At 63.4% G+C, this 22,321-nt stretch carries 23 protein-coding genes and 2 pseudogenes; 20 read left to right on the top strand and 5 right to left on the bottom strand.

The annotated features are described in order from the left end of the window. Position 1: 1 nt before the first annotated feature. Together NLM33_RS40140 and NLM33_RS40145 are read right to left on the bottom strand one after the other, a co-directional pair. The gene (locus NLM33_RS40140; RefSeq protein ID WP_254103104.1) at positions 2-1,768 is read right to left on the bottom strand and encodes a site-specific integrase; all 1,767 of its coding nucleotides are present in this window, start codon (positions 1,766-1,768) and stop codon (positions 2-4) included. Continuing rightward, positions 1,761-2,903: a tyrosine-type recombinase/integrase gene (locus tag NLM33_RS40145; RefSeq protein WP_254103105.1), complete on the bottom strand. Its 1,143-nt coding sequence runs from the start codon at positions 2,901-2,903 to the stop codon at positions 1,761-1,763. The genes NLM33_RS40140 and NLM33_RS40145 overlap by 8 nt, the downstream gene beginning before the upstream one ends. 177 nt (positions 2,904-3,080) lie before the next feature. Between NLM33_RS40145 and NLM33_RS40150 the strand changes: the two are divergent. The 6 genes and pseudogenes from NLM33_RS40150 to NLM33_RS40175 all read left to right on the top strand — a co-directional run. Beyond that, a pseudogene (locus tag NLM33_RS40150) lies at positions 3,081-3,722 on the top strand (DUF932 domain-containing protein); the annotation flags it as partial. A gap of 173 nt (positions 3,723-3,895) precedes the next feature. Continuing rightward, a complete protein-coding gene (locus tag NLM33_RS40155; RefSeq protein WP_254103953.1) occupies positions 3,896-5,986 on the top strand; it encodes a ParB/RepB/Spo0J family partition protein in 2,091 nt (696 codons plus the stop codon). Positions 5,987-6,044: 58 nt separating this feature from the next. Then, positions 6,045-7,097 (top strand): toprim domain-containing protein, encoded by a 1,053-nt coding sequence (locus NLM33_RS40160; protein ID WP_371930048.1) that lies wholly within the window; start codon positions 6,045-6,047, stop codon positions 7,095-7,097. A 327-nt stretch (positions 7,098-7,424) separates the two neighbouring features. After that, complete coding sequence (locus tag NLM33_RS40165) at positions 7,425-8,354, top strand: DUF2493 domain-containing protein (protein WP_254103954.1); 930 nt, start codon at positions 7,425-7,427, stop codon at positions 8,352-8,354. Positions 8,355-8,929: 575 nt separating this feature from the next. Continuing rightward, entirely contained in the window at positions 8,930-9,097 is a 168-nt protein-coding gene (locus NLM33_RS40170; protein WP_254103955.1) for a hypothetical protein, read from the top strand. 142 nt (positions 9,098-9,239) lie between these two features. Then, entirely contained in the window at positions 9,240-9,680 is a 441-nt protein-coding gene (locus tag NLM33_RS40175; RefSeq protein WP_254103956.1) for a hypothetical protein, read from the top strand. Positions 9,681-10,474: 794 nt separating this feature from the next. Here NLM33_RS40175 and NLM33_RS49410 read toward each other — a convergent pair. Both NLM33_RS49410 and NLM33_RS40185 read right to left on the bottom strand, forming a co-directional pair. Further along, positions 10,475-10,609, bottom strand: coding sequence for a hypothetical protein (locus NLM33_RS49410; RefSeq protein WP_256570586.1), 135 nt, complete (start codon positions 10,607-10,609; stop codon positions 10,475-10,477). A gap of 74 nt (positions 10,610-10,683) precedes the next feature. Next, entirely contained in the window at positions 10,684-10,968 is a 285-nt protein-coding gene (locus tag NLM33_RS40185) for a DNA -binding domain-containing protein (RefSeq protein WP_254103957.1), read from the bottom strand. A 1,099-nt stretch (positions 10,969-12,067) separates the two neighbouring features. On the opposite strand from NLM33_RS40185, the gene NLM33_RS40195 reads away from it, so the two are divergent. Continuing rightward, on the top strand, positions 12,068-12,397 hold the full coding sequence (locus NLM33_RS40195; RefSeq protein ID WP_254103958.1) for a DUF736 domain-containing protein: 330 nt from the start codon (positions 12,068-12,070) through the stop codon (positions 12,395-12,397). A gap of 322 nt (positions 12,398-12,719) precedes the next feature. Further along, positions 12,720-13,451 (top strand): bifunctional 2-polyprenyl-6-hydroxyphenol methylase/3-demethylubiquinol 3-O-methyltransferase UbiG, encoded by a 732-nt coding sequence (locus NLM33_RS40200; RefSeq protein ID WP_254106120.1) that lies wholly within the window; start codon positions 12,720-12,722, stop codon positions 13,449-13,451. Positions 13,452-13,771: 320 nt separating this feature from the next. On the opposite strand, the pseudogene NLM33_RS40205 reads toward NLM33_RS40200, so the two are convergent. Continuing rightward, a pseudogene (locus NLM33_RS40205) lies at positions 13,772-14,002 on the bottom strand (helix-turn-helix domain-containing protein). Between the two features lie 215 nt (positions 14,003-14,217). On the opposite strand from NLM33_RS40205, the gene NLM33_RS40210 reads away from it, so the two are divergent. From NLM33_RS40210 to NLM33_RS40265, 12 genes are all read left to right on the top strand, one after another. After that, a complete protein-coding gene (locus tag NLM33_RS40210) occupies positions 14,218-14,481 on the top strand; it encodes a DNA -binding domain-containing protein (protein WP_254103959.1) in 264 nt (87 codons plus the stop codon). Between the two features lie 127 nt (positions 14,482-14,608). Further along, positions 14,609-14,818: a transcriptional regulator domain-containing protein gene (locus NLM33_RS40215; protein WP_254103960.1), complete on the top strand. Its 210-nt coding sequence runs from the start codon at positions 14,609-14,611 to the stop codon at positions 14,816-14,818. Further along, positions 14,769-15,425 (top strand): DUF2285 domain-containing protein, encoded by a 657-nt coding sequence (locus tag NLM33_RS40220; protein WP_371930049.1) that lies wholly within the window; start codon positions 14,769-14,771, stop codon positions 15,423-15,425. The genes NLM33_RS40215 and NLM33_RS40220 overlap by 50 nt, the downstream gene beginning before the upstream one ends. 170 nt (positions 15,426-15,595) lie before the next feature. Continuing rightward, complete coding sequence (locus tag NLM33_RS40225; RefSeq protein WP_254103962.1) at positions 15,596-15,847, top strand: AlpA family transcriptional regulator; 252 nt, start codon at positions 15,596-15,598, stop codon at positions 15,845-15,847. 14 nt (positions 15,848-15,861) lie between these two features. Next, positions 15,862-16,953 (top strand): replication initiator protein A, encoded by a 1,092-nt coding sequence (locus NLM33_RS40230; RefSeq protein WP_254103963.1) that lies wholly within the window; start codon positions 15,862-15,864, stop codon positions 16,951-16,953. Beyond that, positions 16,950-17,588, top strand: a complete 639-nt coding sequence (parA, locus tag NLM33_RS40235; protein WP_254103964.1) for a ParA family partition ATPase — start codon at positions 16,950-16,952, stop codon at positions 17,586-17,588. Before NLM33_RS40230 ends, parA begins: the two co-directional genes overlap by 4 nt. Then, on the top strand, positions 17,585-17,851 hold the full coding sequence (locus NLM33_RS40240) for a hypothetical protein (protein ID WP_254103965.1): 267 nt from the start codon (positions 17,585-17,587) through the stop codon (positions 17,849-17,851). The genes parA and NLM33_RS40240 overlap by 4 nt, the downstream gene beginning before the upstream one ends. Then, positions 17,838-18,356, top strand: coding sequence for a DUF2840 domain-containing protein (locus NLM33_RS40245; RefSeq protein WP_254103966.1), 519 nt, complete (start codon positions 17,838-17,840; stop codon positions 18,354-18,356). Before NLM33_RS40240 ends, NLM33_RS40245 begins: the two co-directional genes overlap by 14 nt. Further along, a complete protein-coding gene (locus NLM33_RS40250; protein WP_254103967.1) occupies positions 18,353-18,898 on the top strand; it encodes a S26 family signal peptidase in 546 nt (181 codons plus the stop codon). Before NLM33_RS40245 ends, NLM33_RS40250 begins: the two co-directional genes overlap by 4 nt. Before the next feature lie 35 nt (positions 18,899-18,933). Beyond that, complete coding sequence (locus NLM33_RS40255) at positions 18,934-19,269, top strand: DUF736 domain-containing protein (protein ID WP_254103968.1); 336 nt, start codon at positions 18,934-18,936, stop codon at positions 19,267-19,269. 4 nt (positions 19,270-19,273) lie between these two features. Further along, positions 19,274-20,206: a lytic transglycosylase domain-containing protein gene (locus tag NLM33_RS40260; RefSeq protein ID WP_254103969.1), complete on the top strand. Its 933-nt coding sequence runs from the start codon at positions 19,274-19,276 to the stop codon at positions 20,204-20,206. A gap of 318 nt (positions 20,207-20,524) precedes the next feature. After that, on the top strand, positions 20,525-22,300 hold the full coding sequence (locus NLM33_RS40265; protein ID WP_371930050.1) for a relaxase/mobilization nuclease domain-containing protein: 1,776 nt from the start codon (positions 20,525-20,527) through the stop codon (positions 22,298-22,300). The last annotated feature ends 21 nt before the right edge of the window (positions 22,301-22,321 follow it).

The raw sequence follows: 22,321 nt of genomic DNA on the forward strand, positions 1-22,321 counted from the left end.
TTCACTCCAGCGCCAGCAAGGCGGGCAACGAAGGCATCAGGGCGCGCGCGTCACCATGAAGTTCGGTAGGGAAGTCGGGCAGGATATTCTCGACCAAAAGATCGTGGCTGGGCTTATAGATCACCGCCCACCGTTGCGGGTCGAGGCGCGTGCGCGCCTTCTCCAGTTGCTCTATCGTCAGAAGGATGCGCGCGAGATGCGCGGCATCGAGCGGTACAACCAAGCCGGGGCAAGACAGGCATCCGCCGAAGTGCGGGCAGAGCTTTTCCCCACCAGCCGTTGGATCGGAACAGCGATGGCCAAATGCCTCCGCGGCCGCCGGCGATGCAGGAGTACTTTTTCCGGACGCGCCAGGGGTGCCGAGGATCCAGGACAACATCATCGTTTGCAGTCTGGAGATAGTTTCGTGCTCGAGCGTTCGGCTTTGATCTCCCCTGATATAGCGATCCGTCTGTTCCGGACTGCCATGATTGAGCACGGTCTGCGCTGCCCGCACGTCGCCGCCCGATGCCAGATAGTGCTCGATGGCGACGCTGCCCCGGAACATCCTCGTGTGGAAGCTCGGCAGTGTCACGCGCGGCTGATCGGGATGATCAGCGTTCCACGCATCGATACGCCGGTTTGCACGCTCGACAAAGCGAGCCATGGCGCCTTCAAGGGTCGTGCGCTGGACGACGCTGATGTCCCGACCTGGCCTGCGCATCAGGAACAGCTGATCCCTTTCGCTCGCCGGTGCGCGCGCCGCCAGCGGCGCGGTCATTCTCAGCAGTTTGTCGATGAGGTTGGGCACCGCATAGCGCCGCCGGCGATCGAAGGACCGGCGCTGCGCCCGTTTAACGAGGTGTCCGGCACGGCCCTTCTGCCAGTCGATCATCGTCCGATGTTCGATCAAGGGATGAGGCTCGATGCAATCGCGGTCGATGAGCCGAAGTGCCTCGGCGTTTCCCGCCGTCTGGATCGCAATGGCTATGAAGAAGGGTGCCAGACAGTCGGGCGTCGCATGAAGGTGGCGTTCGAACCTGTCGTGCCCACCATGAAGATGCAACCTGCGACCGAACCAATCCGGCAAGGTACGACGCGATGGCATCACGCCACGACCGATGCGATGGATTTCTCGCAGCATCGCTTCAAGTCCATCAGGAGCGCCAGTTGTTGCCGAGGCTGCTAGGAGTCGCTGCCCTTCCTCGAACAGCGCCCACGCGTCGTCGATTTCTTCATAGCAGGCCCGCAAGATAGCCTTGAGCTGCGAGCCGGACAGCCGGCGACCTTCCTTCGACGCATGCCGTCCGGGGAACGGGTTAAAAGGGAAGGATGGCCGGACCGGCAGCAGATCGGATCGTCGCCTCGCTATCCACTCGGTCAGAAGTTTGACCGGCTGATAGCGATTGTGACGCAGGCCCAGAGCGCAGGGTTTCCCGGTTCGTGAAGGCAAGGCGTCCAGCCACAATATGTATCGGCCAAACAATTCGGTCGTTAAATCGGAAGGAGCCCGAACACTGCCGCCTTCAGCCAGGAAGCGGGCAAAGAACTTGAGTGCGTTCCAGCATTGGTGACGCGTGGCAGGTGACGACGCCGCATGATGCCCACGGAACGCCTCGGCATAGGGAGCAACAAGTTCGGCGGGGAGATTGAGTTGCCCCAGCTCGAACCGCTGCACTGCCGCGCCCCACGGGTCTCGGAACAGTACGATGGACCCGTTTTCGATCGCCACCGTTGGCTGGGCCTCATCCGATAGCCGACGGTCGATGCGACGGCGCTCACTACGCATCGTCGATCACCCGTCCGTAGAGATATTCGATCGCTTCGCCGATCTCCTCTCCATGCAATTCGACGCAGCGCAGATAAATTGCGGTCGTCTCGATCGAGGCATGCCCAAGCAGAACCTGGAGGACCTTGAGTGGATTGATGTCGGGATTGCGTTGCGCTTCTGCTTGCAGCCGCACCAGCATGACCATTGCGAAGGCGTGCCGGAGCCAGTGGACAGAGCCATCCAGCCCCGCTGTGGCAAAGCCGCGTGCGAACGCGGCCGACAGGCGGGCTTTGGTGATTGGCGCGCCACGCTTGTTGAGGAACAGCGTATTCGGCGGCGCGTAGCTTGAATCTCGCCGCCGCAACCGCGCTATGAGCGCCGCGCGATCTTCTCCGATATACCAGTTGGTGCGGTCGACGAGTCTCAGCGGTGGATAGATTGTGCGCCTTCGGCTCCCCTTCGTGACGGTGAGTGGGATCCCCACCAGCGGGTGATCCTCCTTGTGCAGCCTGTCGCTGCGGGGCACCTGATCCACGGTGAGCGCACACAGCTCCATTCGACGCATGCCGCTGGTCACAGCCCATTCCGCAATCATCCGATAGGGCATGTCGAGAGCTGCCAGCAACCGGTGAAGATCGCGGACGCGCAGCGGTCGAGGCAACGTTTCATATTCCGCGATCGTCAGCATATTTCCCGGCGCGGGCTTGCCCGCTGCGTGTGCAAGGAAGCCCTTTGACGCAGTTCTGACCGCCGGTGCGTCCCGATAGCTGAACGGGAGCTCGTCAATCATCTTGCGGCGATGCGCCCAGGCATAGAAGCGGCAGACCGACCGGACCCTGTCATTGATGGTCGATCGGGCAAAAGGCCTTCCTGTATATGGGCTCGGCCCCTCAAGCATCCTGTTCCGGTACGCCAGAATGGTACCTTCATCGACCTTGTCCCAGGACAGATCCGATTGCTCGAGCGTGTCGAACCAGTCGTAAAGATGCTCGCCATAAGTCCGGATCGTCTCCGGCGAGTGCGCCCGTAACTCAGCCTGCTCGATCATGTACGCGAAGGCAGGCTCGATGATCCGCATCTGATTGGACAGGAGAACGGGAAAATTGGGCGGGATTGGTGGATAGCCAGGAGCAGCACGCACGATCATCGCCATATCGCGCCTCCAACGGACTTTGGATTGGCGCCGCGCCGGGAAAACCGCTCCGGGCTTCGGCTACGCCTCCGCCCTGCGCGGCTTTCCCGGCGCAACGCTACCTGGAGATGCTTGATTCGGGCGTCTGCACGACTGTCTGATACAATACTATCAGGACAGTTCGGTGACGCGATCTATCCGGGCGTGCTCGACTGGTCAACCGGGATCTACAATCCCCGTGTCGACATTTCCAAGGACACGACCACCCTCTATGGATCGGACAGGGACGTCTTCCTTTTCCTCGTCGACGACCTCAACCCGATCGAGGCCGGCCGACTGGCCGACGGTTTGCCCGATCTCTATTTCCGCGGCTTCTACTGCTGGAACTCGGAAGTCGGGGCGAAGACGCTCGGCATGGCGAGCTTCTATCTCCGTGCAGTTTGTCAAAATCGTAATTTGTGGGGCGTGGAGGATTTCGAGGAGATCACCATCCGCCACTCCAAGTACGCCGCCTCGCGATTCGCGCACGAGGCGGCTCCGGCGCTAACCCGCTTCGCCAACTCCTCAGCCGTCCCGTTCGTCAACGGCATCAAGGTGGCGCGGGAGCGGATCGTTGCCCGGACCGATGAGGACCGGAGCGACTTCCTGCGCAAGCGCGGCTTCTCCAAAAGTGAGACGGCGAAGATCATCGAGACCGTACTCGCCGAAGAGGGACGCAAGCCCGAGAGCGTCTTCGACTTCGTGCAAGGCATCACAGCGGTCGCGCGGGACAAGACCCATCAGGACGCGCGACTCCATCTGGAGGCGCGCGCGAAGAAGCTGCTCGACCGGGCAGCCTGACTCCCGGAAAGCCGGAGACGCGGAACGGCGTGTCTCCGGCTTCGTGCCTTTCCGTCTTTCCTGATCGTCGGCTTTGCGGCGCCGCCCTTAAGAGGAAGAGGGCGGCGCTGCGTTTTTGACGGGTTGGAGGTCCAGAGAGAGTCTTTGGGCCGCCCGTCGCGGAGTATCACCCCATGGCGACTGCCGTTCAGAAGATCACTCTCTCTCCCTCGCGCGACATTCCCTTCAACAAGCTCGTGCTCAGCCAGTCGAACGTCCGGCGCATCAAAGCCAGCGTCTCGATCGAGGAGCTGGCCGAAGACATCGCCCGCCGCGGCCTGCTCCAAGGCCTCAGCGTGCGAGCCGTGGTTGACGCAGATGGCGCTCCGACCGGCATGTTCGAAATCCCGGCCGGTGGGCGCCGCTATCGCGCGCTTGAGCTGCTCGTGAAGCAGAAGCGCCTCGCCAAGACCGCGGCCGTGCCCTGTGTCATACGCGAAGGTGGGATCGCCGAAGAGGACTCGCTCGCTGAAAACGTCCAACGCGCCCCGCTCCTGCCGATCGACCAATTCCGGGCCTTTCTCGCCCTTCGTGAGAAGGGGCAGTCCGAGGAGGAGATCGCCGCCGCATTCTTCGTTTCGGTCAACGTGGTGAAGCAACGCCTAAAGCTGGCGTCGGTCTCACCAGCGCTACTCGACGTCTACGCCGAGGATGGTTTGACGCTCGACCAGCTCATGGCCTTCACCGTTTCCGGTGACCACGAGCGTCAGGAACAGGTGCTCGAGCGGCTGAAGGCCGCCTACGACAAGCAGCCCCATGTCATCCGCCGAATGCTGACCGAGGGCGCCGTGCGCGCCTCGGATAAGCGGGCGCAGTTCGTCGGCGTGGATGCCTATGTCGCGGCCGGCGGTACGGTGTTGCGCGACCTGTTCCAGGGCGACGATGGTGGCTGGTTGCAGGACGTCGCGCTCATCGAGCGAATGGTGGCCGACAAACTGAAGATGGAGGCCAAAACGATCGCCGCCGAAGACTGGAAATGGATCGAGGTCGCGCCGGACTTCGCCTACGGCCATGTCTTTGGTCTGCGCCAGCTTCGCGGCGAAGCCGTCGCGCTCACGGCCGAGGAGGAGGCGACCCGCGACACGTTCCAGGCGGAGTTCGATCGGCTGTCCGAGGAATACGCCGACGGCAACGAACTGCGCAGCGAGGTCGACGAGCGGCTGTCGGAGCTGGAAGCGGCATTGGAAGGCTTCGAGAACCGTCCCGTCGTGTTCGACCCAGCAGAAATCGCACGCGCTGGCGCGTTCGTCAGCATCGATGCCGACGGCCAGCTTCGTGTCGAGCGCGGCTATGTCCGGCCCGAGCACGAACCGCCGGCGGAGCCAGAGTCCCATCCCGCCGATAGCGGCGAGGCCGAGCGAGTGATGGACGCAACCTACGAAGGCGCCGAGGCCATCGTGGCAGCCGAGCTCGGCGCCGAGCCTGAAGAGGACGAGGACCTTTCGCCCATCTCCGACCGGCTGATGACCGAACTGACCTCGCACCGAACGCTCGGTCTTCGCCACGCGCTGGGCGAGCGGCCGGACGTTGCCTTCGTCGCGGCCTTGCACGCGCTCACGCTCAAGACCTTCTATCGCTACGGCTCGGATAGCTGTCTCGAGCTTGACTTGAAGAGCGTCAGCTTCGGCACGCAGGCGGCGGGGCTGAACGACAGCGCATCGGCCGAGGCCATCCGTGCTCGGCACGAGAGATGGGCGAAGGCCCTTCCGAAGGAGTCGGCGGGGCTCTGGGACGCGCTCCAGGAATGGGACGGTGACAGTCAGGCAGGCCTCTTCGCCCACGTCGTCAGCCTCTCAGTCAATGCCGTGTACGAGCCGTGGAATCGGCGGCCGCGGGCGTTCGCCCATGCGGATCGGATCGCGCAAGCAATCGATCTCGACATGGCTGCAGCAGGGTGGAAACCGACCGTGGACAATTTCCTCGGCCGGCTGACGAAGGCTCGCATCCTGCAGGCGGTGGCGCAGGCGAAGGGCCAGCGCGCCGCCGATCGGATCGCGCATATGAAGAAGGGCGACATGGCGGCCGAGGCGGAGACCCTTCTCGCCGGCACGGACTGGCTGCCCGAACCGCTGCGCACGCCGGGCCAAACCGTTGGAGAGGAGCAGGCATCCGAATCTGCGATCGAGGAAACTCCAGAGAAGCCCAGCGAAAACAAACTGGAAGACGAAGAAGAGCCGGCCACTCACAATAACGAAGCCGGTGAGCAGATCATGGCGGCCGAATGAGCTGCCGAGACAACAAGGCCCGCCGGTGACGGCGGGCCTTTTCCTTTCGGGGACGATCATGGCGAATAGCTCGCACGATCTCGCACAACGCCTTGCTCGGCAGGCTGAGGCCGTGTGCCGCCGCTACCTCTTTGCCGGGCGACGGGAAGGCAGCTATTGGCGCGTGGGGGACGCCCGCAACACGCCTGGCCGCTCGATGTTCGTGCGGCTCAAAGAGTCGGTGAAGGGACCCGCCGGAAAATGGACCGATGGCTGCACGGGCGAACATGGTGATTTGCTCGATGTGATCCGCGAGAGCTGCGGCCTTATCGAGTTCAAGGACGTCGCCGACGAGGCGCGCTCCTTCCTCAGCTTGCCGCATCCCGGGCCTGAGACCGATCGCACTCGATCGCGAAAGCCCGGCGCACCATCCGGATCGCCGGAGGCAGCCCGTCGGCTCTTCGCCATGTCGCAGCCGATCGAACGCACACTCGTAGAAGCGTATCTCCGTAACCGCGGCATTACGGCCTTGCACGGCATCGGAAGCCTGCGCTTTCATCCGCGTTGCTACTATCGACCTGACGACCATAGCCCAACCGAGACTTGGCCAGCGATGATCGCCGCGGTCACCGATCTCTCGGACCGTCTGACCGGCGCGCATCGCACCTGGCTTGATCCGAACGGTTTCAGCGAGGTTAGCCTCGGCAGGGCGCCGATCGACACACCACGGCGGGCGATGGGCAACCTTCTGAGGCACGCAGTCCGGTTTGGGGGGGCCGGCGAGGTGATGGCGGCCGGCGAAGGCATCGAGACGATGCTGTCGCTTCGCTGTGTTCTGCCGGCCATGCCGATGGTCGCAGCCCTCTCGGCGGCGCATCTCTCCGCCATCCTGTTCCCGGACACACTGCGCCGGCTCTACATCGCCCGCGACGATGATCCCGCGGGTGACGGCGCGATGGCAACGTTGATCGACCGGACGCAGGAAGCCGGGATCGAGGCGATCGTGATCTCGCCACGGCTCGGCGACTTCAATGAGGATCTCCGGCTGCTCGGGATCGATGCGCTTCGGGCCGCGAGCCGGGCGCAGATCGCGGCGCAGGATGTTGCCCGCTTCATGGAGCTCGCAGCGTAGCCGGAACAGGGCTGACGGCGGCATGGCCCGTCGTCGCTACGAGGCCGGTCGTCCTGCTTGCCCTCAGCACCGGAGAGGGCCGCACCTACAGCCTTCTAGAGGGCGATCGGGCGGCAAACGAAACGGACCGGCAACCTTGTCGGCCGACTATTTTCCGTCGGCGGCAGGGCCGCCTTTACATCGCGAGGCAAAATAGTCGGCCCCCTTTGGTCCTCCGCTCCGCTTCGGCCCTTCGCTTCGCTGCGGGTGCAAGTCCGTTCCGCCCGCCGCCTTTCGTCGCCATGAAGGCTGCGATAGGCGCGGCCGATCCGACCAGGGAAAGCCGCAATGACCACCGACCACGACGACGATTTCGAGCTGCATAGCAACTCATCGCGGATCGACGGAGTCCTCCAGGAACTCCAACTCTATGGATACCGGCCCTTCCACGACGAGCCCGATCCCCGGCCGCTTCCCGAAGCAAAGATCCTTGTCGGCAGCATCGCCGATATCTTCGACGCCCTTGTCGTCGCGCTGTCGGACACCCGCCTCGAACCCGACCTCGAGGACCTGCTCTGGTCGACGGTGAACGTCTTCCACCGCGCCATCGACCGAATCGAGCGCGAGCTCGACGACAATGAGCTGGCGCAGCAGCGGTCGCAGCGGGAGCAGGACGGCAGCGAGGTCAAATCCGTTGAGCTGGAGCGCCTGACGGCGGAGGGCCAAACGCTGATCGAGCGACGCAACGCCTTCGAGCTGATGCGCGACCAGGCCGCCGACCAATTCGAAGGCCACACCCACTCCGCCTGGCGGCCGCGCAACGGGTCGAAGGTCAACCATCGCAATCTGACCGCAGCGATGATCGATAGCCGCGATTTCCTGGCCGCGAAGAAGCGCGTCGACAACCAGGTGCTCGTGCCGGCGGGACCGAAAGTGGCGCTCACCGGCGGGCTCGACTTCAACGATCATCGGCTGATCTGGGCCAAGCTCGATCAGGTCCACGCTAAGCATCCGAACATGGTGCTGCTGCACGGCGGCAGCCCCAAAGGCGCCGAGCTGATCGCCGCCAAATGGGCCGACAATCGCAGGGTGCCGCAGATCGCCTTCAAACCCGACTGGACGAAGCACAACAAGGCCGCGCCCTTCAAGCGCAACGATGCGATGCTCGACGTGCTGCCGATCGGGGTGATGCACTTCCCCGGCACCGGCATCCAGGACAACCTCGCCGACAAGGCGAAGAAGCTCGGCATCCCCGTGTGGACGTTTGGCGGCGCGTGAGTGCCGCCTTTACTTGAGTCCGTAATGACGTGAAACCGGAAGAGCGGATCGTCGGCTTTCCGCAAAGCCGCCTTTCCGGTTCACCCCTCACAGCAATCCGCGCCGCGTGGGCAGAGTGCGCCAACTCGGTATCGTTCTCGATTAGGCCGTCGAGCAGCACCTTCATGTCGCTCAGATCAGACCGCTCAATAGCCAGCACCGCAATGGCTAACGCCTTCTTCACAGGATGAAGTTCGCGTCCCCTAAACTCCGTCGTGGCGCCCGCCTCAGCCATCATGTCGGCTCGTAAATGCGGCTTAGCCGATCGGTCGGCAAACCGTGAGGATAGCGAGGTTTCGGCCGCAATCGACAGCGGGCTACGACACGCGGCTCCTGCCGGCGGACGCCACTCCGCTTCCATGGCGCTGATCCTTGGTCCGACCATGGGCCTGACGCCATCAACCCGTGAGGGGTCGGCTTACGCTGAAGCGTGCCGCCGCTTCGTCTTCGTCTACGCGGTGATTGCGGCCCCTGGCCGGACACATCGGGCGCCTGTCGCGCGGGGATGGTCCCGCCACAGCACAGGAGTCGCATCCATGTCTCAGTCCCTCGCATTCGCCAATGGCTGGAATCTCGCTCGAACTCTCATGGCCTGCGTCGTCATCTTCCGCGCCGGCACGGGTGGATACGGTGCCATGCCCGCCACCGAATATGACGGCGATCCCGCCGCCATCGCTCACGAATTCGACCCCTTCCAAACATGAAGGGGTGCATAGCTAGGCAACTGCGGAAGGCCAGCGAGATTTACGCTCCCGCTGCCGCCTGTCTACGGCTATACTCTCGCTCGCGCCGTGGTGGTGGTGGAAGGCGCAACCGTCAGACCTTTATCTCACGGAGCCCACCGCCATGATCATCTTCGGACCACTGCTCGTCACCGTCGGCATCGGCTTCTTCTGCTGGCTGCTGTTCATGCTTGCTGTTTTTGCACTGCCTCTCTTCGTCGGCCTGACAATCGGCGCCTGGGCCTTCCACACCGGCGCCGGTGTGCTCGGGGGAATCGCAATGGGCCTCGTGGCGGGCGGTGCAACCTTTGGCGTCGGCCAGCTTGCGCTCGCTCTCGTGCCATGGGTCTGGCTTCGGCTCCTGATCATCCTCATCTATGTCGCGCCCGCAACCGTTGCCGGTTATAGCGCCACGCATGGAATCGCTCAGATGGCGATGTCTTCACCGATCTGGCAGACCATCTTGGCGGTCTTCGGCGCCATTGCCGTCAGCATCACGGCGTTCGTCCGCTTCATTGGAATGGCAATGCCCGGATCAGCCGGACAGGGCTTGGCGAGAGGCTGACATCATCATATCGACGGGGCGGAACTTAACCATGCATCCGGAATGCCCGCGGTCCTCATCATCGAATTTGGAGTGAGCGCAGCCTTGGCGTCGAGGCTCGGCCCATCGTCGCAGACTGGCCGGAGTTCGTGCCGATCGTTGAGGCGGTATCGACCAGACAACGACGTCTCACAGACACGGACGACGACTGCGTGAACGGGGCGTGCAGCCGAAGCTTAGTTCCGGAAGCGAGATGCATGCGCATCCGCGGCGTGCAGGATAATCTGTCGATCCACTCGGCTGGCGCCTTGGCGCGCGCCGAAGCTCGCCGTATCTTGCGGCGCCAGTGAGTTCCGCTACACCCCCAAGCACGTCAGTTGGCTCGACATGGTTGAAATCGAGATCGGAATCTTGCGCGGCTAGTGCCTGGACCGCAGGATCGACGACCCCAACCGCCTCGTCACCAAATTGGCGCATGGCAACGACAGCGCAATGCCGCATGCGCTCGAATCAAATGGATGTCCAAAACGAAAGGCCCGCCCCAAATTGGGCCACGCAGATACCAACGTGTTCAAAGAGTCGCGATCACTGCGGCTAGGTGCTAGGCTGGATCTGCTGACCCCATCGAGACTTCTGGAATATATCCCAGTTGCTGCGCCAGGGCGAACAAAGTCAGGCGGGCGGACTCCAATCTCGCCGTCGCCTCGCTCAGGGCCGCCCACGCTTTGTCCGACCGCGACACCGCTGCCGAGCCAATCTCAAGCAGGCTATCCTTGAGAGACGGCGCTGCCTCGTCTTGCATGGCGCGCCCCAAATCAAAGCAGCGTACTCGTTAGCGTTCGATGCGCGGAAGCGTCCTCTCGTTCCAGGTTTTCCACCTGTGTGAGGGCCTCGCGATAGTGTCGTATCGCTTCGACGACTCGGTTTTCGAGATCGGTATTGTCGCTCATCTGTTTCTCCTCCGCGAGACTTTGAGCGATTTGTTGCCTGCTCCAACACACGCCGAAGCATCATGTAGCCTCGGTCAGTTCAAGCTTGGAATCTCACCTCGCAAGAGGTGTCCGTGGCCGTGCTCGGTCATCCATTTTGCCCGGTTGAAATGGCTTGTGTAGGCACGCCGCGCACGGTGAGGCTCGCGCTCTGGATCGATGTGCAGCACAATTTGTGCAACCTCCTCCCAGTCCGCTCCTTCGGCGTCCGCGTCCAGCAAACGCAGATAGGTGATGAGATGTTCGTGGTCGTACGGCGTTAGCATCGAGTCTGTCGGAGCCAAATCCGCGACATCGGGGTCGAGTGGGGGCTTTTGCATGTGCCTCCTTACAGCTTTCGGTTGAGCTGACTGGACTGCCGAATTTTGGCGATCTAATGTCGTGTCCTGCCATCGAAATACGCCACCGGTGCGGGGTACGCACCGCCGGCTCTTTCAGATTTCCGTAGAGGCCCGCGATGCGGACCGCTCAGGATGTGCGCAAGACGGTAGCCGAACGACGCGCGCGCCGCCAGTATCGCCTCGCTCGGTGGCTGCAATATTTCGGCCGATGACACTTGGGCTGCTCACCGCTGGAGCCCCCGCCATGATCATCTTCGGACACTGCTCGTCACCGTCGGCATCGGCTTCTTCTTGCCGTCTTTGCACTGCCCCCTTTCGTCAGCCTGACAATCGGCACCTGGGCCTTCCACGCCGGCCCCGGCGCTTGGCAGAATCGCAGTGGGCCTCGTGGCGGGCGGTGCAACCTTTGGCGTCGGCCAGCTTGCGCTCGTTCTCGCCCCATGGGCTCGACCCCCGGACCTGCTGGGCAGGGCTTAGCGGGCGGCTGATAGGTGACATCGAGAGGGGGATTGGATCAGGTATCCAGAGCGGTCGCGATCCTCATCGTCGAAGCTGGAAAGGAGCGGCCTACGCGTCGAGGCTCGACCGATCATCGCAGAGAGGCCAGGTTCGTGGCGGTCGTTGTAGCGGTATCAACCAAACGGCGGCGGCTCCAGATACGGCCAGTGACTCTCGTGAACGGGCGTGCTGCCGAGGTCTGGTTGCGGAAGCTGAGATCCGTCCGTTGCCAGGACAGAAAGCCATTCACCATTGAATTCGTTGGCCGGACTCTCTACGGGACTCGCAAGTCGCCACGTTCTCCTTGATGTCAGCTCTGTCAGACCGAGCGCACACAACGGCCTCTTCGATGGATTGATCTGGCCGAAGGCCGGCTGAAGCCTCGACCGCCTATGGCGCAACAGCGGCGTCACAACTTTCTTCCCCTGCCGGCTGCGCCGTCATTCCTCGCGCGAGCCAAGAAAGTTCCTCCTTTGCTGTCGAGCCCCTTCGGGGTGCGCCGTCGATCGCCTTCGGCCTGTCGATCACCATCGAGGCCGCAATGGTGCGGGCTCGGAAACAGAGATCAAGGAGAACGACAATGGCGACCATCGGCACCTTCAAGAAGACCGGTTCGAACGAGGAATTCACTGGCGAAATCGTCACTCTCTCGCTCCAGGCCAGGAACGTCCGGATCGTCCCCGAAACCAACCGCTCGACCGACAACGCACCCAGCCACCGGGTCTATGCCGGCCGAGTTGAGATCGGGGCCGGCTGGTCCAAGCGCTCCATCGAAGGCCGCGACTATCTCAGTCTCAAGCTCGACGATCCGAGCTTCACCGCTCCGATCTTCGCCAACCTCTTCAAGGACGAGGACGGTGAGAGCTTCAGCCTGATCTGGTCCCGTCCCAGCCGTCGCAATGGCGACTGACCCATAATGCCTCGCCCGGCTGGTCCGGGCGGGGCATCGCCATGCTCAAGAGCTGGCCGCGCAGACCTTCCGGCGGTGGCGACGGTGCAGGTGGACGGGAGGAACAGATTCCGATCAGCGGCGGCGAGCCTGTTCCGGTTTTGATTGGCCGTCTTTCATTGGCCTCCAACACGCTATCGACAAGGTCATCCCATATGGGACAGATTCCGACGAGCCGGTCGAGCACCGTGGGATCCCGTTCGATCTGGCCGAGCGCCCGGGCGCGCATAGTGCGACAAGATATTAATGGACGTGCTCGTTCCCATCCTCCAAGATTGAGAACATCACGGCACAGAATATTTACGACAATCTGGACTTCTTCGCCGGTTACAGCCCGCTTCCGAGACAGCTTCGCGGCCTTGACGGTGCGCCCGAATGGCCTTCCATACGTGCGATATTGCCAACGGTTGCCGGCAAGCGCGTCATCGATCTGGGGTGCGGCTTTGGTTGGGTATCGCGCTGGATGCGCAAGCAAGGCGCAACCTCGGTGCTTGGTCTGGACCTCTCGGAAAATACGATCAGCCGAGCAACGGCGGATACCAACGATCCACAAATCGAATACCGGACTGTAGTCTTGGAGAAAGTGGAGTTGCCACCGGCTGCCTTTGACCTCGCCTACAGTGCACTCACTTTCCACTATATCAGCGATTTCAGTCGTCTCGTCCGCATGGTCCATCAGGCGCTCGCGCCTGGCAGGGAACTCGTATTCACTATCGAGCATCCCATCTTCATGGCGGCGGTCCATCCGCACTGGATCGCGGACGAGGACGGGCACAAGACTTGGCCCGTCAATCGCTACGCGATTGAAGGCGAGCGCCAGACCGATTGGTTTGCGAATTACGTGATCAAGCATCACCATACCATCGGTACAACGCTCGACACATTGATCCGCTCAGGCCTCCAGATCTTTGCCGTCGAAGAGTTTGCCCCGTCTGACGAGCAGATCGCACAAACGTCTGAGTTAGCGGAAGGGTTGGAGCGGCCGATGATGCTTCTCGTTTCCGCGCGTCGTTAGCATCCGAGGTCCGTCGTGGGCTCAATCGAGCCGTTCGACACCGCCGGCAACCTGCCAGATGCAGCAATTCGGCGAACGCGACGTGGAAGGTTCACTATTGGAGCATCCATTGCGGCGAGTTTGCAGAAATGCTGCAAGAAGATTCTGAAAAAAATAGTAATTTGCGAAGAAGGCAGCCCGTGAACGAGTCTAAGAATGACAGCGAATCTGTTTTGCGAGCGGCTCGTGCTGGCGATAGTCAATTGCGGTATAGTCGACCATCTAAAACGCTTAGGTGATTCTCAACGCACCAGTTCTACGGCCCAGCACAGATATACCTGTCATCGACCGCGACAAGAATGAACGTCGTTCGTTTAATCAGGTCGGTTGCTTCGACGTCCAACGCCTTCGCGATCCGGCCCAGCACCGTCACGCTGGCCGACACGTCGGCCTTCGATTGCGCCGACGTAACGGACGCTTAGTCCGGCGCGATCGGCCAATTCTTCCTGCGTCATCTCCTTCGCATGACGTATCCGACACAGATTGATCGCCATGACCTCCTTGAGATCCATGACGACAAGGGAACTCAATAGGAACTCTCGTTCCATCCGATTCATGCGATGCCCATGCTGTTCATAGGCGCTGCCCAAGACCTGTTTGCCCTCTCAGGGGAGCACCGTGATGCGGTCTGCGTATCACGCCGCAAAGGCGAGATTATTTCGCCGCTTGCGGATTCTGCGGCAAATTAATCTCTAGCGTTGCCTCGATCTTGAGGAGGACGATCGCAATGAACAAAACGCCATTCCGGGACCAACCGCCACTGACCGATCGTGTGAACGCCTATGACGAGCAACATCTCGCGATCTATGTTCAGCTATTGATGGCCGAGGAAGAGGGCGCCGACTGGCGTGAGGTCGTCCAGGTGATCTTCGGTCTCGACCCTTCCCGAGAACCCGCTCGCGCCAAAACCGTCCATGACAGCCATCTCGCGCGCGCCCGATGGATGACCGAAGCCGGATATCGGCATCTGTTGGAACCGCGGATGCAGTGAGTGGGCTTTCCCGTATCGCAAATTGCGAACTGGCGTGATGCAACTTCTGGGACTAGCTTGACGCGCCGTCTTTCCGGATCGTGGTCTGCCCTCCTTCGGGAGGCCAGAAAAAACGAGAGGAAACACCATGCCCACACAGTATTGGCGCTCGCCGGAGACGATTGAACGCTTGAATCGCCTCGAGCGCCCGGGCTTCGCCCTTGAGTTCCTGCGCCGCAATGCTGACTACCGCCGCGACTTCGCCCGCATCCAGCGCCAGATCGCACGCGACGGCGTTGATCCCGAGAATGCCCGTTCCGGTCTCGCACGTCGTTGGGGGTTGCGATTTCGCCCATGACCCAGCCTCTCCGGTTGGGCTCGAACCGACCCTATGGCTGCCCGAGGTGTCACCGGGAACACTGATCCTGGAGCCGGCACCGTCTGGCTTCGATATCATCCAATCGATCGATCGCAGTGCCTTCGGGCAGCCGCCCGTCGAGCGGACGGATGCCAACGGGCGTGAGCTGGTGATCGCCGACGGATCGGGCGAACTCCATATCCGCCTCCAAGACGAGCAGGCCGCGCGACGTCCCGCTGTGCTTCTGCCGATCGACGGCATGGCCGAGCTGCGGCTCGACGTCGCATTGCACTTGATCCGTCGCCTTGGCGGCCAGCGTATCGGTCTTCTACCGGCGGCCCTGCGGCTGACGTCCTTTCAGAAACGGCGATTGATTCAGCTCCTTCACGCCTTCGACGTTCACGACCTGGGCGGCGGCCCGCGAGACGTGGCAGCGAAGGTGCTCGCCTCCGACCACGCTCAGCGTCGTTCGGTCGAGTGGAAGGATTCGCACGCCCGCCGCAAGGCCAACCGTCTCATCCACGATTCGATCGCCTTGGTCGAGCGAGGCTATCTGAGGCTCCTGCGCGGCCTCTGGCTCGTCGATCCTCCAACCCACCCACCGTGATGACGTTAACCTGCGACGCGCTGCTAAGGCCTCGGTTCGCCTGGTTGCGACCGGGGGGACATGCACCTGCAAAAATTTTCGTCCACCCCCAACGCCTGAACTCTCCGCCACCCTGGCCCTGACATGCCGCGACTTGGCCGCGGCGCTTCAAGGCAAGACGGAGATCACTCATGCTCGACCGGACCGCGCAGCTCACCACACGCTACGTGCGCACCCCTGAGGCCGCGCGCCTCCTCGGCCTCTCGCCGCGCACGCTGGAGAAATACCGCTGCCATGGCAACGGCCCGACCTTCCGCAAGCTCGGTGGCCGCGTTGTCTACGCCATTGGCGATCTCGAGGCCTGGGCGGATCAAGCCGCCTGCAGCTCGACGTCGGATCCACGCTACGTCGAGGCCCGCGCCGCCGGCCAAGCGCATCGCTAAGGCAACGCTCGCCCATGTCGTCGCGCCGCCTCATCACGCCCAGCGAGCGAAGCAAGCTCGACCCGTTCGTTGTCGCCACCGGCGATGCCAGCCCGCGCGATCAGCGCGACCTGATGGAGCGGCCATTCTTCTCGCTCGCCAAGGCCAAACGCACGCGGCCCATCCTTTACCAGGCCGGCGATGTATCCGTAGAAGTCTATGCGGTTCCAGAGCACGGTATGGCGACCATTTGGGATGCCGACGTGCTGATTTGGGCGGCGAGCCAGATTGTCGAAGCTGAGAACCTCGGTCTGAAGACCTCGCGATTCCTGCGCTTCACGCCCTACCAGCTTCTGATCGCAGTCGGCCGACAGACGGGGGCGCGGGATTACAAGCTCTTGAAGGGAGCACTGGCACGCCTGCAGGCGACCGTCATTCGCACCAGCATCCGGCACGGCGAGCATTGGCGGCGCCACCAATTCTCCTGGATCAACGAGTGGGAGGAATGTGCGAGGCGCGACGGCCGCATTGAAGGCATGGAATTTGTCCTTCCCGACTGGTTCTATCGCGGCGTCATCGATCGCTCCCTCGTTCTTACGATCGATCCGGCGTACTTCCGGCTGACCGGCGGGATTGAACGCTGGCTCTACCGCGTCGCTCGCAAGCATGCCGGTCGCCAGCCGAGAGGATGGCTGTTCGAGGTCGCACACCTCCACAAGAAGTCCGGCAGCCTGGTGCGAGTCTCCGACTTCGCGCTGCAGATCCGGCTGATTGCCGCACACCAGCCACTCCCCGGCTACAGCTTGCACATCGAACGCGAGGGCCGCCGGGAGTTGCTGCGCATTCTGCCGGCAAAGTTGTCCACCGCCCCTGTGGACGGCGCTGTGGAAGCGTTCGGGACTTCGCACGCAAACGATATCGGGACTTCGTACGCAACCCCATCGGGACTTCGCACGCACGCATTAGAATCTAACTTAGAGTCTAACCTAGAATCTAACTGTCGTAGTGGGCGAGCGCGCCTTGCGGATAACGCTGGCTCGAGCGCCGAGTCGTCGTCAACCAAGCACCCAAGTCGTCGTCGACAATCTCTGCCGCTTCTCGGCCGCACGGCGGGAGACAAGCGATGATTGTCGCTCTGCTAAATCAGAAGGGCGGTGTCGGCAGGACGACGCTCGCCCTCCATCTCGCCGGTAAATGGGCGTTGCGCGGGAAGCGTGTGATCCTGATCGACGCAGACCCGCAGGGCTCGGCCTTGGATTGGTCGCAGCAGCGGGCGCAGGAGAACGTCTCACGGTTGTTCGGCGTCGTTGGCCTCACGCGCGGCTCGCTCCATCGCGAGGCGCGGGAGATCGCGCGCACTGCCGATCATGTCGTCATTGACGGACCGCCGCGCGTCGCAGGATTGACACGTTCGGCGCTGCTGGCGGCCGACCTCGTGCTGATCCCCGTGCAACCGTCGCCGCTCGACGGCTGGGCGTCGGCTGAGATGCTGTCTCTGCTGCGTGAAGCCCGAATCCATCGTCCGCAACTCGCCGCTCGTTTCGTGCTCAACTGTTGCGGCGCGCGCTCGCTCATCGCCCGCGAGACGTCTGAGGCGCTCGCCGATCAAGATCCGCCGATGCTCGCCAGCACCATCGGTCAGCGCGCCGTCTTCGCTGACGCAGCGCGGTCAGGCCGGCTCGTCTTCGAGCTCGCCGAGCAGAGTGCAGCCGCCCGCGAGATCGCCGCGCTCGCCGCCGAAGTCGCAAGGTTCAGGCCATGAGCGAGCGTTCGACCAAGCGCAGCTTCGCGTCGCGACCTGGCGATCCCGAGCACTGGATCAAGGCCGGCGAGGCCTCGCCGCGCCGCATGGATGACGCAGCGGCGTTCACCGCGCGGCTGACAATCGACGTCACGCCGGCGCAGCGCGGCCGTATCAAGGTCGCAGCGTTCGATCGCGGCGTCACCGTCGCGGACATGCTGCGCGAATTGCTGGCCCGAGAATTCCCCACCGGCACCGGAGAGAGCCGCCATGAACGACAATGATGCCTTGCCGCCACGTACCGTATCGCCCTCGCATCGGCGCGGCGTTGCGCTCACTCATGTCGAGCTGACCTGGATCGAGAAGAGGATCGAGCACTGGCTGCGCTTCGGCCGTCGCACTGAAGAGAAGATCCTCGACCGCCGCCGCAGCATTTCAAGTTTTGCTCCCGGCAGTATCTTCGGCTTCGTCCGCTGGGCGTCGAACGACTATGGCACCGTGGTGTCGCGCATGGACATCGTGCGCACCGTGGAGGGCGGCCAGCGCTATCAGACGCTGCCCTTCGTGCGGCCCGGCGGCGAGATCCTGCTGCGCGTCGATAGCTGGCCGAAGGTCGAGCGTGTGTTGCAGGCGGTCGATGCGATCGAGGCGCTCGCCATCGATCCAGCCGACGCCGCGCCCGAATATTGGCGGCATCTCCACAACCGCCTCGCCGCCGGACACGCGCCGCGCGCCTACACGCGCGAGCAGCATGTCGCCTGGCTCAAGCGCCGGAGCGTCACGCCATGACCCGCTTTGGCACCATCGTGATGACGTGCATGGCGGTGTGCGCCGCCAGCGGCTTGGCGTTGTTTCGTCCGGCGCCGCGGCTGATTTGGAACGCAACCGCAAGCACTCCGATAGGACTCTACGCGCTGCATCCGGTAGGACGGCTGCGCGGCTTGGAACTGGTTGTGGTGCGTCCACCAGAGCCGATTGCGAGCTTCCTCGCCGATGGCGGCTTTCTTCCGAAAGGTGTGCCGCTGCTGAAACATGTGCTCGCGTTGCCCGGGCAGACGGTATGCCGGTCCGGCGATGCCATCACTGTCGATGCTGTCGATGTCGGCGCCGCGCACGACCGCGATTATCTCGGCCGTTTGCTGCCCCGTTGGGGCGGTTGCATCACGCTTCAACCGGGCGAGTTTTTCCTCATGAACCCGACCGTCCCGGACAGCGTGGACGGCCGTTATTTCGGCTCGCTCCCTGCCACCTCGATCGTCGCGCGCGCGGTCCCGCTTTGGACCGACGAGGCCGGCGACGGCCGCTTCGTCTGGCGCGCCGCCACCGATTGACCCGCTTCCCAACCCGCCAACCAAGGAGGTTTCCCATGGCGCAAATCGGTCAGTTCACCCGCGAGAAGTCCGGCTTCAATGGACGCATTAAAACGCTTTTCTTCGAGCGGAGTCTCACCCTCGTTCCGGCCGAATTGTCAGATGCCGAGAACGCGCCCGACTACCGCATTCGCCTCGGCGATGACGAAGGCCCAGAGATCGGCGCGGGCTGGAAGCGCACCGGCGAAAAGGCCGGCGACTATGTTTCGCTCGTCATCGACGATCCCACGCTGCCGCGGCCGATCCGCGCCAATCTCTTCCAGTCGAGCGATGACAAATCGGCGTGGACGCTGAACTGGAATCGTCAGCCTCAGCGTGCCGAACGGGTCTGATCGCATGCAGGATCCCGTCACGCGTGCCGCCGACAAGGCGCATCAAGGCTCCATCTCTTTGTTCGCGGAAAAGCCGGCTCATCCCTTCGTCCCGCTCAAACGTCAGTCGGCCGTCGCGCACAGCGGCGGTCGAGGGCGGCCGCAGGCCGGCGCACTGCGCGCCCCCTTGACGGACGCGAGCGTGACGCTTTCTTCGCGTGATGGCCCAGACAGGGCAGGTCCCGCTGCAGCCATTCTGCTGCTCGGCGGCCTGCTGGCTGTCGGCGCACCAACGCCGGCTGCGTGCGCACAGGTAGCACCAACGCAACGCCAACCGGCGAGCGATCACTACGCCACGCTCGTGGCGGAAGCCGCGCGGCGCTTTGGCATTCCGGAATCTTGGATTCGCGCCGTCATGCGGATCGAGAGCCACGGCGACCGGAGCGCGGTGTCACCCAAAGGCGCGCTGGGTCTGATGCAACTCATGCCCAGGACCTGGGCAGACATGCGCGCTCGCTATGGTCTTGGACCCGATCCCTTCGATCCGCATGACAACATCCTCGCCGGCGCCGCCTTCCTTCGCCAGCTGCACGACCGCTACGGCTCGCCTGGCTTTCTCGCGGCCTACAATGCAGGTCCCCGCCGCTACGAGGATTTTCGCGACAGACATCGTCCGCTGCCCGCGGAGACCGTTGCCTATGTCGCTGCAATCGTCCCTTTTGTCGACGCGGAGAGGCTGCCCGGGCCTCTCCTCGTCGCGGCCTCTTCTCGTTCATCCTGGAAGCGGGCGCCGCTCTTTTTCGACCGCGCTGACGGGCCGTGGTCTGCCGCGCGAGCTACGCCCGATCGGCCGGCGCACGACATGCCGGCTGCCGTTCCCGTGCACGATCTCTCGGCCATTGCGCCGCAGTCGCAAGGCCTGTTTGTCGCGCTCCAGGCAACGGGACGATCGCAATGACTGCACCGCGTCATCAGTATGAAAACCCAGATCGATGCACGTCGGCGAGCAGCCACGCAACAGACATCTGGTCATTGGTCGCGCGATGGCCGCTTGTCGCGGCCAGCAGTTGCGAATTCGCGCTCAGGCGGGTCTCAGCGCATTACTGCGAGAACGAACGAGCAGGGGAGGGGGACGAGGAGGCAACGACCGAACGAGGGCGAGATAAAAGGCCGCAATGTGCGGCTCGGTCGGTCGGTTGTTGCTGCTTTCCTTTTTTGCTGATCCGGCAATGTGTGCCATCGGCACGCAATGTGCGCGCCGCCATTAACTCATTGCATGGATTCTGCATTTCGCACATTGCCGAGGCTGACCGTGGCTGAGGAGAAGGAATTTCAGCCTCGGCCCGGCCGCATCCGCTCGTCGCGGAGTCAACGAGCAAAACCCTTCATCGCTCAGGCGCTCGCCGCCGCTCAGCGCGCTGGCGGCGGAATTTCGCGAACTGGCCGCCTCGTCAACCATCGTCATTCCCGCTTCGGCCGCGGCCGGGTCGCCAGTGAACGGGCAAACCGGTTGCTTACCGGCCGTTCGCGTCTGGTGACGATCAAGACCCGCGTCGTCCGTCATAAGGCGCGTTCGGCGCCGCTCGCCGCGCACCTCGGCTATCTCCGGCGCGAGGGCGTCACCCGGGACGGGGAGAAGGCCCATCTGTTCGGCCCGGAGCGAGAGGATGCCGATCCCAAGGCCTTTGCCGAGCGCTGTCAGAATGATCGGCATCATTTCCGCTTCATCGTCTCGCCGGAGGACGCGGCCGATCTGGCTGACCTCAAGGGTTTCGCCCGCGAGTTGGTCAGGCAAATGGAGGTGGATCTCGGTACCAAGCTCGACTGGGTGGCCGTCGATCACTGGAATACTCAGCACCCGCACGTCCACATCCTCGTGCGCGGCGTCGCCGAGGATGGCCAAGACCTCGTGATGTCCCGCGGCTACATCAAGGAAGGAATGCGCGCCCGCGCGCAGGACCTGGTCACACAGGAGCTTGGACTGCGCTCCGATCTCGACATTCGCCGCTCGCTCGAGCACCAGGTCGGAGCCGAACGCTGGACGCAGCTCGATCGCCAGCTCGTCCGCGACGCAGGACGGCACGGCGTCATCGACCTTGCGCCCGATCCGGCGCAGCAGCTCGATCAATTCCATGCGTTGAAGGTCGGCCGGTTGCGGCGTTTGGAGAGCCTTGGCCTCGCCCATCAAGTCGGGCCCGGCCAATGGATGGTGGATGAGGCCGCAGAGACGACGTTGCGCGAGCTCGGCGAGCGCGGTGACATCATCAAGCGCATCCACCGCAGTCTCACCGAACGCGGCATCGAGCGGGGGACCGCAAGCTACGTGCTGGCAGGCGAAAGCCTCGACGTCCCCGTCATCGGACGCCTCGTCGATCGCGGTCTCGACGACGAACTCAAGGGAAGCGCCTATGCCGTGATCGACGGCGTCGACGGCCGCACCCACCACATCAGGCTCCCCGATCTCGAGGCCGCCGGCGACAGTGCAGCAGGATCGATCGTCGAACTCCGCAAATTCGACGACGCGCGCGGGCAGCGTCGCGTGACGCTCGCCGTTCGCTCGGATCTGTCGATCGAAGCGCAGGTGACGGCAAGCGGTGCGACGTGGCTCGACCGGCAGGCGGTCGCGCGCGATCCGGCGGCACTTGGCCAGGCCGGCTTCGGCGCCGAGGTTCGGCAAGCCATGGAACGGCGCGCCGAGCAGCTCGTCGAGCAGGGTCTTGCCGAGCGCCAGGCGCGTGGAGTGGTGTTCGCGAAGAACCTGATCGGCACGCTGCGTCGCCGGGAGTTAGAGGCTCTTGGCGAGCGGCTCGCGGCGGAGACTGGCCAGCCATTCAATCCGTCCGCCGCTGGCGAATATGTCGCTGGCACCTATCGACAGCGCTTCGCGCTCGCCTCCGGCCGCTTCGCGATGATCGACGATGGTCTCGGCTTCCAGCTCGTGCCCTGGACGCCCTCACTCGAAAAGCAGCTCGGCCGACGTGTCTCCGGCGTCGCCCGCGCCGACGGTGGCGTCGACTGGGGCTTTGGGCGCAGCCGGGGGCTCGGCCTGTGACCAATGCCCCCGATCACCGGC

Origin of the sequence: Bradyrhizobium sp. CCGUVB1N3, assembly GCF_024199925.1 — a bacterium.
In the GTDB taxonomy this organism is placed as follows: domain Bacteria; phylum Pseudomonadota; class Alphaproteobacteria; order Rhizobiales; family Xanthobacteraceae; genus Bradyrhizobium.

What these genes read in the sequence shown, in the direction of transcription:
- NLM33_RS40140 (WP_254103104.1), bottom strand. Translation starts at nt 1,768, where the DNA reads ATGCGTAGTGAGCGCCGTCGCATCGACCGTCGGCTATCGGATGAGGCC.
- NLM33_RS40145 (WP_254103105.1), bottom strand. Translation starts at nt 2,903, where the DNA reads ATGGCGATGATCGTGCGTGCTGCTCCTGGCTATCCACCAATCCCGCCC.
- NLM33_RS40155 (WP_254103953.1), top strand. Translation starts at nt 3,896, where the DNA reads ATGGCGACTGCCGTTCAGAAGATCACTCTCTCTCCCTCGCGCGACATT.
- NLM33_RS40160 (WP_371930048.1), top strand. Translation starts at nt 6,045, where the DNA reads ATGGCGAATAGCTCGCACGATCTCGCACAACGCCTTGCTCGGCAGGCT.
- NLM33_RS40165 (WP_254103954.1), top strand. Translation starts at nt 7,425, where the DNA reads ATGACCACCGACCACGACGACGATTTCGAGCTGCATAGCAACTCATCG.
- NLM33_RS40170 (WP_254103955.1), top strand. Translation starts at nt 8,930, where the DNA reads ATGTCTCAGTCCCTCGCATTCGCCAATGGCTGGAATCTCGCTCGAACT.
- NLM33_RS40175 (WP_254103956.1), top strand. Translation starts at nt 9,240, where the DNA reads ATGATCATCTTCGGACCACTGCTCGTCACCGTCGGCATCGGCTTCTTC.
- NLM33_RS49410 (WP_256570586.1), bottom strand. Translation starts at nt 10,609, where the DNA reads ATGAGCGACAATACCGATCTCGAAAACCGAGTCGTCGAAGCGATACGA.
- NLM33_RS40185 (WP_254103957.1), bottom strand. Translation starts at nt 10,968, where the DNA reads ATGCAAAAGCCCCCACTCGACCCCGATGTCGCGGATTTGGCTCCGACA.
- NLM33_RS40195 (WP_254103958.1), top strand. Translation starts at nt 12,068, where the DNA reads ATGGCGACCATCGGCACCTTCAAGAAGACCGGTTCGAACGAGGAATTC.
- NLM33_RS40210 (WP_254103959.1), top strand. Translation starts at nt 14,218, where the DNA reads ATGAACAAAACGCCATTCCGGGACCAACCGCCACTGACCGATCGTGTG.
- NLM33_RS40215 (WP_254103960.1), top strand. Translation starts at nt 14,609, where the DNA reads ATGCCCACACAGTATTGGCGCTCGCCGGAGACGATTGAACGCTTGAAT.
- NLM33_RS40220 (WP_371930049.1), top strand. Translation starts at nt 14,769, where the DNA reads ATGCCCGTTCCGGTCTCGCACGTCGTTGGGGGTTGCGATTTCGCCCAT.
- NLM33_RS40225 (WP_254103962.1), top strand. Translation starts at nt 15,596, where the DNA reads ATGCTCGACCGGACCGCGCAGCTCACCACACGCTACGTGCGCACCCCT.
- NLM33_RS40230 (WP_254103963.1), top strand. Translation starts at nt 15,862, where the DNA reads ATGTCGTCGCGCCGCCTCATCACGCCCAGCGAGCGAAGCAAGCTCGAC.
- parA (WP_254103964.1), top strand. Translation starts at nt 16,950, where the DNA reads ATGATTGTCGCTCTGCTAAATCAGAAGGGCGGTGTCGGCAGGACGACG.
- NLM33_RS40240 (WP_254103965.1), top strand. Translation starts at nt 17,585, where the DNA reads ATGAGCGAGCGTTCGACCAAGCGCAGCTTCGCGTCGCGACCTGGCGAT.
- NLM33_RS40245 (WP_254103966.1), top strand. Translation starts at nt 17,838, where the DNA reads ATGAACGACAATGATGCCTTGCCGCCACGTACCGTATCGCCCTCGCAT.
- NLM33_RS40250 (WP_254103967.1), top strand. Translation starts at nt 18,353, where the DNA reads ATGACCCGCTTTGGCACCATCGTGATGACGTGCATGGCGGTGTGCGCC.
- NLM33_RS40255 (WP_254103968.1), top strand. Translation starts at nt 18,934, where the DNA reads ATGGCGCAAATCGGTCAGTTCACCCGCGAGAAGTCCGGCTTCAATGGA.
- NLM33_RS40260 (WP_254103969.1), top strand. Translation starts at nt 19,274, where the DNA reads ATGCAGGATCCCGTCACGCGTGCCGCCGACAAGGCGCATCAAGGCTCC.
- NLM33_RS40265 (WP_371930050.1), top strand. Translation starts at nt 20,525, where the DNA reads ATGGATTCTGCATTTCGCACATTGCCGAGGCTGACCGTGGCTGAGGAG.